This is a genomic window from Streptococcus raffinosi, assembly GCF_030284685.1.
Lineage (GTDB): Bacteria > Bacillota > Bacilli > Lactobacillales > Streptococcaceae > Streptococcus > Streptococcus raffinosi.
On record NZ_JASUZV010000001.1, the window covers coordinates 157,805 to 173,796 of the forward strand.

The window sequence follows — 15,992 nt, forward strand, 5'->3', positions numbered from 1 at the left end:
TTAATTTCCTAGTTGTTCAAGGGCAGCCTTGGCAGCCGCCTGTTCAGCTAATTTCTTCGATTTTCCGAGACCTGTACTGAGTTCTTTACCATCAACAGCTACCTGCATGGTAAATTCCTTAGCATGAGCAGGCCCAGATTCTTCAATAACGGTATAGGTAATATCAACCGTACCATTGACTTGAAGACGTTCCTGGAGTTCCGTCTTGTAATCCGTTACTCGGTCAAAGTTGCCTTCTTCGACTTTAGGAATCATCACTTTATTCAAGAATTTTTCAACAGCAGATAATCCTTGGTCCAAATAAAGGGCACCGAGGAAGGCCTCCCAAAGGTCACCGAGAATAGTGGCACGTTCACGACCACCAGATTTTTCCTCACCCTTACCGAGACGAATAAACTGCTCAAAGCCACAAGCTTTCGTAAAGCCAGCCAGACTCTCTTCACGAACAATGGTACTACGCATCTTAGACATCTCCCCTTCTGGCTTATTAGGGTAGCGATTGTAAAGGTAAACGGAAATGACTAATTGCAGAGCCGCGTCTCCTAAAAATTCCAAACGTTCATTATGTGAAATGTTTAGGAGGCGGTGCTCATTGGCATATGAGGTGTGGGTAAATGCCGTTTCTAAGAGGTCTTTTTGGCTAAAAACAATACCAAAATCCTGCTCAAGTTTTTGTTCAAGTTGATTCATAGGACATCCTTTCTTTTTAAAGCATACTAATTATGATTATATCAAAAAAAAGCAGATTTTCACGATGGAAAACTGCTTTTAGGAGACATATCTACTGATTTTGTTTGCTTGGTCCCACTAAACTAAAAGAGCTGAGCACGATACTCAACTCCACTTTCTTAATAGTCTGGACGAACAACACCTGTAACCGTTTTACGTGTTGTTTCAATATCTTCCTCAAGGACAACCTTGATAATACGCTTAGTTTCTTCAGGAGTACATGCTACCAATGGTAAACGAAGTGGACCAACTTCGAAACCAAGATGGTTGAGAACTGCTTTGACAGGAGCAGGACTTGATACTGAGAAGAGAGCATTAACTTTCGGAATGAATTTGCGTTGGATGGCTGCAGCAGTCTTGATATCGTTATTTTCAATAGCCTCGAGCATGGCATGCATTTCATCACCATTTGTATGAGAAGCTACTGAGATAACTCCATTAGCACCAAGGTTCATCGCATGGAAGGCATCACCATCTTCACCGGTATAAACCAAGAAGTCTTTCGGTTTATGTTCGATAAGGTAGGCCATATTGGCAAGGCTAGTACATTCTTTGACACCGATAATATTTGGATGTTCAGCTAAACGAAGCATAGTATCTGGAGCCATTTCGACAACAACACGACCAGGGATGTTGTAGATGATAATTGGCAATTCAGAAGCATCCGCAATCGCTTTGAAATGTTGGTACATTCCCTCTTGTGATGGCTTGTTGTAGTAAGGCACGATAGCCAAACCTGCTGCGAAACCACCAAATTTAGCAACTTCTTTAGCAAACTCAATGGAGTCACGTGTATCATTGGTCCCGACACCAGCAATTAGTGGTACACGACCATTGACAATTTTTTGAACCTCTGCAAAGAGTTCCAACTCTTCGTCGTGAGTGAGTGTTGGACTTTCAGCCGTTGTTCCTGCCAATAGAAGGGCTTCCGTATGGTGAGCCAAAAGGTGCTCAATCAAGCCTGGAAGAGCATCGTAATTGATAGAGCCATCTTCGTGGAAAGGTGTAATGAGTGCTGTGATCAGTCTAACATCTCTTAATTGATCAATTGACATAATATTCTCCTTCAACCGTTTTCTAATCCATTCCATTTTACCATAATTTTGACCAGACAGACAGCTAAGTTAACAATTTTCTGAAAACATGATGTGGCATTGTTTCCAATTTATGGCAATTCACAAAAAAACAGAGAGACAGGGCTCTCTGTTTGATTGAAATTGATTCAAAAATAGTATTTAAATACAACACGAAATCCTTACTGATTTCTGAATCATGGCGCAGTGGTTGATTGCTCAAAGCAATGCTTTGAGGTGGCAGATAAGACTTACTAAGTAAGTTCTTCCTTTCATGTTTGCAACAGTCGTACTTCCTAATCAACTGTGCGGGGGGAGTATAAAAGTCCTGTGGACTTTTATAGCCTGAGCCTTAAATCATAAAAGCGAAGGAGAAATCAAACTCTTCGAGTTACTGATTTCTGAATCATAACGCAGTGGTTGATTGGAACTACTCATGTTTGCAACATTCCTACTTCCTAATCAACTGTGCGGGGGTAAAACTACGAAATCAAACTCTTCGAGTTACTGATTTCTGTTTTACTCCCTATTTCAATTCAAATTTCAATTCTGATGTTGGGTGAACCAAACCACGTTCGTGAAGGGTTTCTGCGATTTGGACTGAGTTCCAAGCAGCACCTTTAAGGAGGTTATCTGAAACAACCCACATGTGGATACCTTTTTCAGCATCCAAATCTTTACGGATACGTCCAACAAAAGTATCGCGTGAACCTACAGCGTTAACGGCTTGTGGGTAGACTTGGTTAGCAACGTCATCTTCAAGGACTGCACCTGGGAAAGCTGCAATTGCAGCTTTCACTTCGTCAATTGGTGCCACTTCTTTTGTTTCAATATAGACTGACTCTGAGTGAGCTGACAAGACTGGAATACGCACACATGTTGCTGATACAGCAATGCTGTCGTCTTCCATGATTTTCTTAGTTTCGTTTGTCATCTTCATTTCTTCATAAGTATAGTCATTTTCAGTGAAGACGTCAATTTGAGCCAAGGCGTTGAAGGCGATTGGGTAGTGTTTCTTATCGCCACCACATGGCAAGATGTTGGCTTTAACATCACGTGGATTAACACCATCATTCAATACTTCTTTCAACTCACGTTGGGTTTCAAGAATAGCTCCCATACCTGCACCTGAAACAGCTTGATAAGTTGACACGATGACACGGTCCAAGCCCCATTTTTGACGAACTGGTTCAAGGGCAACCATCATTTGAATGGTTGAACAGTTAGGGCAGGCGATAATACCGTTGTGGGCATCAAGCGCATGTGCATTGACTTCAGGCACAACCAATGGTACGTCTGGATTTTGACGGAAGTAAGATGTGTTATCAACAACTACTGCACCTGCTTTAACAGCGTAAGGTGCATATTTGGCAGAGGTTGACCCACCAGCTGAGAAGAGGGCAATATCAACGCCTTCAAACACGTCTTCAGTCGTTTCCTCAATAGTCACATCTTGACCTTTAAACTGCAAAACTTTTCCTGCAGAACGTGCAGACGCAAGGTAGCGAACCTTATCAATTGGAAGTGTTGATTCTTCCAACATTTTGATCATTTGAGCACCTACGGCACCTGTAGCACCGACAACAGCAACTGTGTATCCCATAGTTAAACCTCTTTCGGAATTTTCTATCAATTTAGTTTAGTGAATCTATTATACTACGTTTAAGTCCAGTTGAAAAGGGTAAAAAATCCAAGAATAAAGAAAAATCCCCTACCAAACGGCAAGGGATAAGAGGCATCTTTCGATGAGAGTAGCAGGTTCACACAACTACTCAAGGTCCGCTCCTGCGTTACAATCTAATGTAGACCTCCTCAGCGCAAAAGGCTCCTAAGAGCCAATCGACTCATCGCATGTTTTTATTTTAACATAATAGGCGACAGAGTCAAGCCATGAATTCCATTAAGGTATCGTATCTTAACCATCTGCCTTATTTGCCATCATCATGACCATCTTTGTAGCCACGGAGGTATGCTGTTTTCTCTGAAGTTGTTGTGAACTTACCAAGAAGAGTTGATTCCTTTGAATATGAATCATAATTATCGATGCCTTTTTCAGCATCCGCAAAGCCATCCTGATAGCCCTTGGTATAAGCGTTATTATTGACTTTTGAATGGTATGAATTTCCATAGCGATGATAAGAGCGTCGACTCATATACATCCAGAACCAAGGATTACGGATGACATCTTGTCGGTAATAACGGTCACGGGTTTGATAGTCGTCATTATTGTCAAAAATACTTTTGGCCTGTTCATCCGAAAAATCATCGTTTTGCTTTGAATACTTTTTGAGTGTCTCATCATCACTTACTTTCGCACCCGATTGAAAGTTAGAGCGTTCAGAGTCATTTAGCTCAGGAGATGACATCTGAGGCTTTTTGTAGCCTGAAGTTGTATCCGATTTTGACTTGCTAGAACTGTTACCAGAAGAAGACTGGCTTTCTGAATGGCTCTGACTGCTATCTGATTTAGAGCTAGTATTACTGTCCGCACCCGAACTATGCGATCTACTAGAACTAGCGTAATTATCATGGCCACTACTTGACTTGTAGCTCTTACTGGCCCCACTATCAGACTTAAAGCCTTTTCCTGAATCACTATCAGAATGATGTCCTTTGCTAGAACCAAAGCCTGATTTGGATCCGCTTCTGCTACCCCTGTTTGAAGAACGAGAGCCACCTCGTCTGCTTCGTAGAGAAACGATATTCCCGGACGTTTCTTGAGCTTTAACTTCTTGTGCTGTTGTCAAAATTAGGCCTGACACCAAGGTCACACCTAAGAAAACCATTACTTTTTTCATTAAAAAATCCCCTTATTCATCTTATGGCCTTATTATACCACAGAAGAAAAATCGGGGAAATCCGTAAAATTACATTAAAGGTCCTATCAGAGAAAAGAGGTAGCCTCCCAGACGATGAGACACAGGCATTTTAGACAAACTTTCCAAAGTTACTTCATCTGAGAGTGCCTGGGTTACTTCAAAATATTGTTCAATCTTAAGCACTTCTAGATTTTTATAGAGATAAACCCCATTTTCAAAATTTTGATAGAGGCTACGGTAGTCTGTGTTAATGGTCCCAACCACAGCCTGTTTGGCATCCGAAACATAAATTTTAGCGTGAACAAAGCCTGGTGTATATCGGAAAATGCGAACGCCAGCATCTAACAAGGGTTTAAAGTAAGTCGTCGCAATATCAAAGGCATACTGCTTATCAGGAATCCCCGGCATAATGATACGTACATCTACACCTCGTCTAGCCGCAAAGGTCATGGCTCTGACGAGTTCGTCATCCAAAATCAGGTAAGGTGTCATAATATAAACGTAATCAGTGGATGTATTGAGAAGATGGAGGTAAACATTTTCTGCAACCTTGTGGTAGGTCAAAGGTGAATTGGCATAAGGGAGAACCAAACCCTGACTCTTGCTTTTTTGAGGTTTTTCTTGTAGATAGTGCTCCATATCTGTCTTGTCTTCTACTCCAGTCACCGTCCACATGGTCAAAAAGAGAACTTTTAGCGTTTGAACAGCTGAACCATCTAGGCGAAGGGCTGTGTCCTTCCAATGTCCAAAACGTTGACGTTTATTGACATATTCATCAGCAATATTAACGCCACCAGTATAAGCGACCTGACCATCAATCACTGTGATTTTTCGGTGGTCTCGGTAATTGTAATAGGTTGATAGGATGGGCTTGACTGGTGAGAAGGTCTGAGCTTTAATGCCAACCTTGTGCAGTCGCTTGATATAATCGTAGGACAAGGTGGTCATCTCATTCATCCCATCAAACATGACACGAACGTCCAGGCCTTCCTTAGCCTTTTCCTCCAAGATGGCTAAAATCTCTCCCCACATGACTCCTTCATCAATGATGAAATATTCCATAAAGATATAACGCTCTGCCTTTTTCAGATCCTCCAACAAGGCTGGAAGCATATCATCTCCAAGTGGGAAATAAGTCACTTCAGTATCTCTATAAATTGGAAAATGAGCAGGACTATGCTCCAGAAAATAAGCCAGTCTTTGCAGCTGCCTATCGCTATGAGAAAGATAGTCCTCAACCTCTAGCTCAGTAGCCAAATAGTCTGAAGCCTGAACTGTTGCTTCCACAAGACGCTTTTTCAAACGTCTAACACCAAAATCAGCGAGCGAAAAATAGAGCAAAGCTGTCCCAAAAATGGGAAAGAGGGCAATGATGATCAACCAAGAAAGTTTGGAACGGGAGTCCATGGAACGATTGAGCAAATAAAAAAAGGTAAAAACACTCAATAAGTGTTCCCATAAGATAATAGATGGAAAATGCTCTTGTAGGCTAATATATGAAAAGACAAGAAAGGCCAATTCCAGTAAGAAAAACAGGAAAATGGGTACCTTACGATTAAGTAGAATTTTAGCCCATTTAGACGGCTTCTGAGGCAATAGCCGGGCACTTATTTCTTGGGACATACAGGCTCCTTTAGAATGAAAAAAATCGGCTTTGTATTCCGACCTCTTTCAGCAATTTATTTAGTCTTAGTGACATTCTAACATAGGTAAAAGGCATGAGCAATTAACCAGTATTATTGATAGCTAATAGCTCATTTTTCTATTTTCCTAACAGGACCATCTAAGGTCTTTTGCATCCAGACAATATCATGCCATTGCTCAAACTTGTAGCCCACTTTTGGAAAATGAGCAACTTGGACATAACCACGTTTTTCATGCATGGCAATACTAGCCTCATTTGGAACAGCTATACAGGCTAAGAAACGCAGAAAACCACGCTTTTTCAACTCTTTTTCAAGGGCATCGTAAAGTTGGCTTCCCAAACCTCGACCACGGGCATCTTCGTGCAAATAGATGGACAATTCAGTTGTCCAATTATAAGCTGTCCGGGCATAGTAGGTTGAAGCATAGGCATATCCCAGAACTTGCCCATTCTCTTCAGCGACCAGATAAGGGTAAGTTTCAAGGGTTTTATTGATACGATTCTCAAATTCTTGAACACTGGGAACCTCATATTCAAAGGTAATCGCTGTCTTTTCAACATAGGGGGCATAGATAGACTGAATTGCCTTCGCATCTGACAGCTTGACTGGACGAATGGTTAACATCATTTTCTCCTCTGACTTGATTACCTTTATTGTAACCTATCAAAAAAAGGGGTTCAACCCTCTTTTAACAAGCTATGTCACTACATCAATGGTGCGACCAATTTTGCCAGTAAGCCCAATGCCTTCTGATAGAAAGGAAGATTTTCGACATCAGCGACAGTCACTTGGTGACACTTGGCTTTTGTTGCTTGGAAATCTTCTTCAATCGCTAGAACTGAATCAGTCCTATAGAGATAGGTCGCACACTCAAAGTGGTGATAAAGGCTACGATAATCCAAATTAATGGTTCCAACGGTTGCCCTACTATTGTCACTGACAAAGACCTTGGCATGAACAAATCCTGGGGTGTACTCATAAATTTTAACACCAGATTCCAAAAGTGTTGGGTAGTAGGTCTTAGCCAAGTAGTAGACTGTACTTTTATCAGGAATACCAGGCATGATGATACTGACATCTACGCCCCGCTCTGCCGCAAACTTCAAAGCATGGAGTAATTCACCATCCAAAATGAGATAAGGTGTCATGATATGAACAAAATCACGCGCATGGTTAAGAATGTCAATATAGACATTCTCACCAACCTTATCCTTGTCCAATGGAATATCTCCATAAGGAACAACAAAGCCAGGGGTATCAAAGGCCTCATGTTCAACCATATAGGGCGTCACATCTAACCTTTCGTTAGAATAGGTCCACATCTGCAGAAAGAGGACTAAGAAAGTATCAACTGCTGGACCCTCCACCATAAGTGCAGTGTCTTTCCAATAACCAAAACGCTTAATCTTGTTAATGTACTCGTCAGCAAGATTAACGCCACCTGTGAAGGCGACCTTACCATCAATCAGCAAGATTTTCCTGTGGTCACGGTAATTGTAATAGGTTGACAGAAAAGGGGTAACCGACGCAAAAACACGAGATTGAATCCCAATTTTTTCCAAACGTTTCTTATAGTCGAAACTCAAGGTTGAAAATTCAATCATGCCGTCATACATGACACGCACTTCCACCCCTTCTTGAACCTTTTGTTTCAAGATAGCTAGGATTTCGCCCCACATATCACCCTCGTCAATGATGAAATATTCTAAGAAAATGTACTTCTCAGCTTTTAAGAGCTGCTTTTTCATTTCCTCGAACTTGGCTTCACCACTTGGAAAATAGGTGGTCTTCGTGTGACGATAGACCGGAAAATGCCCATTCACATTTTCAAGATATTGAACCAGATTATAGTTGCTGGTGTGACGCTGTTTAAGTTCTTCAAGAGCCTGCTCATCCTGTTTTAAAATACCAGAACTACGGTCAATATTGCTCTGAATAGCCCCCTTCATCCCTCTATAGCCCAAATCAAGTTTCGTATAGGCCAAAAGAAGGGTTCCGATAATAGGAAAAGGCAAGACTATCAGGAGCCATGTATTAACAGCCGTCGACTCCATATCACTTTGAAAGAGATAGATAATGGCTAGGATACGAAGGATCACCTCTGTTACCTGAAGATGGACCCTGTATTGGTGCAACCACAAGTAAGACATGGTTACAACAACAAGCTGTAGCAAGATGATTAAGAGGATAATCGTGGCACGACTAAAGATACCACGAAGAAGGCCTCGGCGTCCTTTATCTAGAAGACGTTCAATTTTAGCTTCGTTCTTGATAGCATGACTCCTTTCTTTTTTAATTATTCTTATTATAACAAAAAATGAGCTTAATTCATTAAGTTTCTTTAATTGTTATCATCATTCAATTTATCTAACAGTGCCTGTGCTACTTTTTCTGGAATGCCAAGGGCATGGATATCCTCGACAGTAGCTTTTTGGATAGATGTCATAGACTTGAAGTGTTTGAGAAGTTTTTGTTTACGTTTAGGCCCAAGACCGTCAACCCCATCGAGTTTAGAGCTAAAGCTATTCTTACTACGAACTTGGCGGTGGAAGGTGATGGCAAATCGGTGGACTTCATCCTGAATGCGGTGAAGGAGGAAAAATTCCTCGGATTGACGTGGCAAATCAATAACTTGTAAGGGATCTCCAAAGAGCAATTCGTTGGTTTGGTGCTTGTCATTTTTCTGAAGACCCGCAACTGGAATAGAGAGATTGAGTTCCTTACGAAGCACATCCTTGGCGACATTGACCTGACCTTGGCCACCATCCATGATAATGAGGTCTGGTGGCGTTAAACCGTCACGTTTGACACGACTATAGCGACGACGAATAACCTCACGCATACTAGCATAATCATCAGGCCCTTCAACCGTCTTAATCTTGTATTTGCGATACTCTTTTTTATTGGGTTTGCCATTTTCAAAGACAACCATGGCAGATACCGGGCTTGTTCCCATGATGTTAGAGTTATCAAAGGACTCGATACGGACCGGTGTCGGAATGCCCATGAGTTTGCCTAGATTTTCAATGGCTCCTTGAGTCTTAGCCAAGTCTTTTTCGAGGAGATCAAATTTTTGAGTCAGACTGACACGAGCATTTTTAGTCGCCAGATTAACCAACTGCTTCTTTTCTCCACGTTGAGGCTTGAAGACCTTAACTCCATCTCCAACCAGAGCTTCGACAGACTCCTGATCAATGTCCCCTGGAATGAAAATCTCCTTAGGCTTGAGATGACGACTATCCAGATAAAACTGCCCCATATAGGTCAGAAAATCCTCTTCGGCTTCATTATAATAGGGGAACATATTGACATCACGCTGAATGAGTTTTCCCTGACGGACAAAGAAAACCTGAACACACATCCACCCCTTGTCCACGTAGTAACCGAAGATATCACGATCCTGCATATCCTGACGAATAACCCTTTGCTTGGTCCTAAGCGTCGATACTGCCTCAATCAAATCCCGATACTCGGCTGCCCGTTCAAACTCCATCTGGTCAGACATGTCCTTCATCTTGACCTTGAGCTGGTTAACGATTTTGTTGTCGTGCCCATTTAGGAAATTCTTGACATCCTCAACCAAACCTTGCCAATAGTCCCTGGTAGTGTGACAGATGGTGTGGGCATTACATTGTCCAATATGGTAATAGAAACAGACCTTATTGGCAGGATTTTTACATTTCTTAAAGGGGAAAATACGATCCAAAAGTTTCTTGATTTCATTGGCAGCACCAGCATCTGGGTAGGGACCAAAGTAGAGACCACCATCTTTCTTAACCTGACGGGTGATCAAAAGCCTTGGATAGAGCTCCTTGGTAATCTTGATAAATGGGTAAGATTTGTCATCCTTGAGGCGAATGTTAAATTTAGGCATATTCTCTTGGATGAGGTTAATTTCCAAAAGCAGGGCTTCAATATTAGACTCGGTAACGATAAATTCAAAGTCTGCAATCTCAGATACCAATAGCTCCGTCTTGGTATCATGGCTTCCTCGAAAATAACTACGGACACGATTTTTTAGATTTTTAGCCTTACCGACATAGATAATATTGCCGAATTTGTCCTTGTGGAGATAGCAACCTGGGTTGTCAGGGAGCAATTCCAACTTATGTTTAATCAGATCATTCATGCTCTCATTGTAGCAAAAAAAGAGCTGAAAAGCTCTCTAAAATTAAAGACAAATTTCTCTTTTGAGACTTTCCTAAGGTGATGACGGACGTCAGCAAACTCCTTTGAAGTTCCATGACTAAGTTTCGAGTCTAAGGTCTTCAAACTTCCGCACGCCTGAAAAAATTGTCATAGGCGTTTATATCACGGCGGAAAGTCTCGGTTTACAATCACTTCGTTCGCAAAAAATTTATTATTCAAAGTCATTTGCAAACTAACTTTGTATATTACACAATCAAAAATGGTCTAACTACATTTTATGAAGATTTTTGAATCCATTAATCCCATAAATAGCAATAATATTGAAACAAAATTAATTGCTCAAAATGTTCAAAATGTCTTGGTAGTTTTTGACTTGATAGGTTGGAACAGCGGGTGTTTCATTTGCCAAACCTTTGGGATTAAACCAAATGCTATCAATTCTTGCATTATTAGCACCTTGAATATCAGCTGTCAAACTATCTCCAATCATAAGGGCTGCCTTTGGGTCAAAATTAGGGATATGGGCAGCTATTTTATCAAAAAAGTCTTTTGACGGTTTGTGTTCACCGACTTCATCTGAGATGAAAACTGCATCAAAGAATGGTAATAGGGTTGAAGCCTGCAAACGACCACGTTGAATATAAGAAACACCATTGGTTGCGGCATAAATCTTGTAGCCACGTGACTTAACTTCAGCTATAAAGGCATGAGCCTGAGGCAACTCCTGCCCCTGTTGACTCAGAAACTCTTGATAACACTCAGCCAAATAAGCACCATCAACTTCTCGGCCAAAATGCGCAAAGAGACGTGAAAAACGGGTACGAAGCAATTCAGCTTTTGTAATCAAGCCATGATTCAAATCTTCCCACATGGCACGATTCATCGGAATATAGTAATCCTTGTAAGTCTTAATATCTTTTGGAGCTACTCCAGCCTCCTCAAGAAAAGAGGTTAAAGCAGTATCTTCAGCACCATTAAAATCAAGAAGGGTATGATCAAGGTCGAAAAATAGAAATTTGTATAACAAGGCTAATATCCTTTCAGAATTCATTCTGACTTGATTATACCACAATCCCACAATCGTTGATATTCAGCTGATCAACCATTGAGACAACAAGGTGAATACCTGCCTACCACCACATTATCGATGAAAATATTGACATCAGAGGTGACTTTTTATAGAATAGTTAACGTAAAATATCTAGGAGGTTAACATAAATGAACAAAACTTATTCCATAACCTTGATTGCACTAGGTGCTGCCTTAATCGTAGCTCTATCGCCATTTCAGATTGCTTTAGGACCTATTCCTATCACACTACAAACATTAGTAATCGGCTTAATTGCTACACTGTATCGCCCTAAAGAAGCAACTCTTTCCGTTTTACTTTACCTTTTATTAGGAGCAATTGGTCTGCCAGTTTTCTCTGGTGGAAATGGTGGTCTTCACGCCTTTATTGGACCAACTGGTGGATTTTTACTTTTCTTCCCACTAAGAGCATTAGTCACATCACTTATTGCAAATCGTAAGAAAAACCTAATACAAATTTTCATCGCAAACTTTTTAGGTGAAGTGGTCCTTTTCATCGGAGGTGCCATTGGCTTTATAATTTTCACTCACTCTCCTATCCCAACTACTCTAAAATTGGTAGTCCTACCATTTGTACTACCAGACCTCATCAAAATTACCCTAACAACACTATTTAGTCTCTTGTTACTAAAAGCACTTCAATCTCAGTCTTACTTTAAAATTGAAAAATAGCTAAAAATACCACTCAGTCTGAAGGTATTTCGTAAAGAAATGATTCAGATTGGGTGGGTTTAATTTTAGGCATTATTACTTTATTTACGATAGAACCTATCCTACTCTATATTTTTGAATTGCTCTAGACTAAGGATAAACAAGTCTGCTTCTGTGACGATATCTTTATATCTCTAAAAAAGTGCTTCCTAACAAACTGTCTATTCATAACCTAGTCATTCTAGCTCTTGAAAATATCAGAATTTTCTGTTATAATGAAAGCCAAGTAAAATAATAAAGACATTTGGGGTGCTTTAGGCTGAGATGATACCCATTGAACCTGCTACAGTTAATACTGGCGAAGGGAAATGTGAAAAGGTTTTTTTCGTGTGTCGAAAAAAACTGTCTAATCTTATAAGCAAAACTCTAATTCTTGATTATAATTGGAGTTTTTTAATTTTTACCAGATAGACTAGATGTAGAGTATTGTGGTAAATCTTTCTTAAATGCCCAACTGTCTTAAAAAGGAATTTTTATGTTTAAAAAATGGCGTTTAAAAGATGTTATCTTACTTGCTTTCTTGTCTATCTTTTTTGGTGGTGTTTTTATAGGTTCAGGATATCTATTTGATGTTCTCACTATCATTTTGACACCTTTAGGATTGCAGGCTTTTGCCAACGAAATATTATTTGGTCTTTGGTGTATGGCTGCACCTATTACTGCTATTTTCATCCCACGAATCGGTAGTGCAACTATTGGAGAAGTTTTAGCTGCCCTTGCTGAAGTCCTTTATGGTAGTCAATTCGGTTTAGGAGCTCTATTATCCGGTTTGGTTCAAGGCTTAGGAAGTGAATTCGGCTTTCTTATCACCAAGAATCGTTATGAAAGTTGGCTTTCACTGACCGCTAATAGTATTGGAATTACACTCTTTAGCTTTGTCTATGAATACATTAAGTTAGGTTACTATGCCTTTTCTCTTCCCTTCGTATTATCCTTGCTTTTGGTACGATTTGCATCAGTATTTTTCTTCTGTGCGATTCTAGTTCGTACTACGGTCAAACTTTACCATCGGTTTTCCTCTAGGAGTAAAGCATAGATGGGAGTAGAATTAAAGGGGATTGTCTATCCCTCTTTCACAAAGCCGATTGACTTTACATTTCAGTCCCAAGCTTTTACTTTGTTGGTTGGGAAAAGTGGTTCGGGTAAATCAACCCTTTTTCAAATTATTGCCCAACTCAGTCCAGTGCCATATAGTGGTCAGATTCTTATCGATGGAATTGATATGAGACAACTTTCTGTAGCAGAACGTGTCCAATTAGTCGGTATCCTATTTCAAAACCCCCATCATCAATTTACCATGGAGACCTTGTTTGAGGAATTGGTCTTTTCCTTAGAAAATATTGCTTATCCAATTCAAGAGATTGATTCTAAAATAGAGGAAGTTGTGGAAAAATGTAGCAGCCAAAAAATTCTCCACCGTCCGATTCACCAATTGTCAGGGGGAGAAAAACAGAAAGCGGCCCTAGCAGTACTCTTTGCCATGAATCCTAGTGTCTATCTTTTAGACGAACCCTTTGCATCTATTGATCGTAAAAGTCGGCTTGAGATACTTGGGATTTTGAAGGAACTGGTTGAAGCAGGTAAAACGATTATTCTCTGTGATCATGATTTATCCGACTATGAAGCCTATATCGACCATATGGTTGAACTAAGAGACGACGAAATCAAAAAAATATTCAAAATCCCTTCCTCTGAAACTAGAGAAGTTTTTTCAAAGAAAGTCGGCTATAGTCAGGATCTTTTTCATATGGATCAAATGACCTGTAGCCTAAATAATTCTCCTCTCTTTTCCATTGCTGATTTTACATTCTATGAAGGGATTTCCTGTATCCTAGGGGATAATAGTGTTGGGAAATCAACCCTCTTTCGTTCCATTCTCCAATTTCAGAAGTATAAAGGGAAGATTCGTTGGAAGAATAGGCTATTAAAAAAGAAAAAAAGTCTATATGATGAGATAACGTATGTGGTACAAGAGGCGGATAAGCAGTTTATCAGAGCCAGTCTCAAAAAAGAGCTCCAGTTAGATGACCTAGATAGTGAGAACGATAAAAGAGTCAAGGAAATACTGCAATTGTTTGATTTGGAGAATTCCTTAGATAAGAGTCCCTATCAGTTAAGTGGAGGACAACAAAAGATGGTTCAATTATTGATGATCATGACAAGTCAAGCTACTGTTGTCTTATTAGATGAACCGTTTGCAGGTTTAGATGATAGGGCTTGCGATTATGTTTGTAGGTGGATAAGGGAGGATAGTCAAAAAGGACGTAGCTTTTTAATTATTTCCCATCGTTTAGATCCGCTTGTGTCACTGGTTGATTACTGGATTGAAATGACATCTACAGGGTTAAAATATCTTAAAGAAGTTTCTATCACAAGGCCACTAAGATCTCTTGGTATAGAAGATAAAACGGAGGTGAGATAGAATGGTTAAAGTCCCCACTCAAACTCCGGTAACAAGCCTCTTTTTACTACTTCTATCCTTAGAAACCTCCTTTGTTCCATCCGTTATTCTCAATCTATCGGTTGTCTTCTTTTGCATCGTCTATATGAGCTTTTATCGCAAGTTTCGTATGATGATTTGGATGGTTTTCTTGGCTATCCTGCCAGCCTTTGCCAACTACTGGGCAGTTCATTTACATGGAGATGTTTCCCAAGAAGTTTTACTTGGAACTAGGGGTTTTGTGACAGTTTGTATAGGGATTGTATTTATCACAAGCATCTCACTAAAAGAGTTACTCTTGTATTTGACACAAAAGGGATTGTCACGGTCTTGGGCCTATGCCTTATTAGTGGTTTTCAATGCTTTTCCGCTAATTCAAAAAGAAATTAAATCCATAAAGGAGGCCTGTTTGTTACGAGGGCAAAAATTGCATTTTTGGTCTCCTTTGATTTATAGCAAGGTCTTGATTACCGTCTTTAGATGGCAACATCTATACTTAAGAGCCTTATCAGCACATGGATATAATGAAGATGCCATGATAGATAAGTCCTATCGGAACTTTTATATTCCCAGACAGACAAAAGTCATCTACCTACTTATCTTTTTAACCCTTCAAATCAGTCTGTTTTTATAAAGGAGTTATTATGGAATTTACAGATATTGCTATGGAATTATCTAGGGAGGCCTGGCAGGCTTCCTTTCAGCACCCTTTTATTTTAGAGTTACAAAAGGGAAATTTAGACCCATCCATTTTTCGCTATTACTTGATTCAGGATGCTTACTATTTAAATACCTTTTCAAAAGCCTATGATCACTTAGCTAAAAAAACTTCAAAACAAGAAATGAGGAGACTTTTGAAACAAAATGCTCAGAGTTTAGTCGAAGGTGAGTTATTTATCCGTCAACAGTTTTTCAAGGAGTTGGGGATTAATGACAAGGAAATGGCAGAGCAGCCGATTTCTCCAACCTGCTACCATTATATTTCGCATATTTATCGTCAATTTGAGGAAGAGAACGTAGCCATTGCTTTTGCGAGCTTGCTCCCGTGCCCGTGGTTGTACCATGATATAGGTAAGGCACTTAATCTTAATCCTTCACCCGAAGCCCTTTACCAGAAGTGGATTGAAACTTATATTACAGATGAACTTGAACAGCAAATAAAAGAAGAGACTGAACTAGTCAATCAACTCTACAGGGAAAGTGATGAGCTAGATAAGAAAAAAATGCTCGAAGCCTTCCGAATTAGTGTTCATATGGAAGCACAGTTTTGGGAAATGGCCTACCAGCATCAAACATGGAAAAGCACTTTACAGGCTTTAGAAAAAGGAGAATAAGG

At 40.0% G+C, this 15,992-nt stretch carries 14 protein-coding genes and 1 riboswitch; of the genes, 5 read left to right on the plus strand and 9 right to left on the minus strand.

Annotated elements, in window-relative coordinates:
- The 9 genes from rnc to pynA all read right to left on the minus strand — a co-directional run bounded on the left by rnc (position 1) and on the right by pynA (position 11,443).
- Complete coding sequence (rnc, locus tag QRD39_RS00790; RefSeq protein WP_285955318.1) at positions 1-690, minus strand: ribonuclease III; 690 nt, start codon at positions 688-690, stop codon at positions 1-3.
- Between the two features lie 158 nt (positions 691-848).
- Entirely contained in the window at positions 849-1,784 is a 936-nt protein-coding gene (gene dapA / locus QRD39_RS00795; protein WP_008534885.1) for a 4-hydroxy-tetrahydrodipicolinate synthase, read from the minus strand.
- Positions 1,785-2,328: 544 nt separating this feature from the next.
- Positions 2,329-3,405 (minus strand): aspartate-semialdehyde dehydrogenase, encoded by a 1,077-nt coding sequence (locus QRD39_RS00800; RefSeq protein WP_285955319.1) that lies wholly within the window; start codon positions 3,403-3,405, stop codon positions 2,329-2,331.
- Positions 3,406-3,730: 325 nt separating this feature from the next.
- Positions 3,731-4,600, minus strand: coding sequence for a LisH domain-containing protein (locus QRD39_RS00805; RefSeq protein WP_285955320.1), 870 nt, complete (start codon positions 4,598-4,600; stop codon positions 3,731-3,733).
- A 69-nt stretch (positions 4,601-4,669) separates the two neighbouring features.
- Positions 4,670-6,244, minus strand: a complete 1,575-nt coding sequence (cls, locus tag QRD39_RS00810; RefSeq protein WP_285955321.1) for a cardiolipin synthase — start codon at positions 6,242-6,244, stop codon at positions 4,670-4,672.
- Between the two features lie 131 nt (positions 6,245-6,375).
- Positions 6,376-6,891: a GNAT family N-acetyltransferase gene (locus QRD39_RS00815; protein ID WP_285955411.1), complete on the minus strand. Its 516-nt coding sequence runs from the start codon at positions 6,889-6,891 to the stop codon at positions 6,376-6,378.
- A gap of 80 nt (positions 6,892-6,971) precedes the next feature.
- A complete protein-coding gene (gene cls, locus QRD39_RS00820; protein ID WP_353056650.1) occupies positions 6,972-8,522 on the minus strand; it encodes a cardiolipin synthase in 1,551 nt (516 codons plus the stop codon).
- Positions 8,523-8,608: 86 nt separating this feature from the next.
- Positions 8,609-10,396, minus strand: a complete 1,788-nt coding sequence (uvrC, locus tag QRD39_RS00825; protein WP_285955323.1) for an excinuclease ABC subunit UvrC — start codon at positions 10,394-10,396, stop codon at positions 8,609-8,611.
- A gap of 351 nt (positions 10,397-10,747) precedes the next feature.
- Positions 10,748-11,443 (minus strand): pyrimidine 5'-nucleotidase PynA, encoded by a 696-nt coding sequence (gene pynA, locus QRD39_RS00830; RefSeq protein ID WP_285955324.1) that lies wholly within the window; start codon positions 11,441-11,443, stop codon positions 10,748-10,750.
- Positions 11,444-11,634: 191 nt separating this feature from the next.
- Here pynA and QRD39_RS00835 point away from each other — a divergent pair, with 191 nt between their 5' ends.
- From QRD39_RS00835 to tenA, 5 genes are all read left to right on the plus strand, one after another.
- Positions 11,635-12,177 carry a biotin transporter BioY gene (locus QRD39_RS00835; protein WP_285955325.1) on the plus strand — a complete coding sequence of 181 codons (543 nt, stop codon included), beginning with the start codon at positions 11,635-11,637 and terminating at the stop codon, positions 12,175-12,177.
- A gap of 274 nt (positions 12,178-12,451) precedes the next feature.
- Positions 12,452-12,540, plus strand: a riboswitch (TPP riboswitch).
- Positions 12,541-12,691: 151 nt separating this feature from the next.
- Entirely contained in the window at positions 12,692-13,252 is a 561-nt protein-coding gene (locus tag QRD39_RS00840; RefSeq protein WP_008534899.1) for an ECF transporter S component, read from the plus strand.
- The gene (locus QRD39_RS00845) at positions 13,253-14,638 is read left to right on the plus strand and encodes an ATP-binding cassette domain-containing protein (protein ID WP_285955326.1); all 1,386 of its coding nucleotides are present in this window, start codon (positions 13,253-13,255) and stop codon (positions 14,636-14,638) included. It abuts the gene before it with no gap.
- Between the two features lies 1 nt (position 14,639).
- Positions 14,640-15,290: an energy-coupling factor transporter transmembrane component T gene (locus tag QRD39_RS00850; RefSeq protein ID WP_285955327.1), complete on the plus strand. Its 651-nt coding sequence runs from the start codon at positions 14,640-14,642 to the stop codon at positions 15,288-15,290.
- Between the two features lie 10 nt (positions 15,291-15,300).
- Entirely contained in the window at positions 15,301-15,990 is a 690-nt protein-coding gene (gene tenA / locus QRD39_RS00855) for a thiaminase II (RefSeq protein ID WP_285955328.1), read from the plus strand.
- The last annotated feature ends 2 nt before the right edge of the window (positions 15,991-15,992 follow it).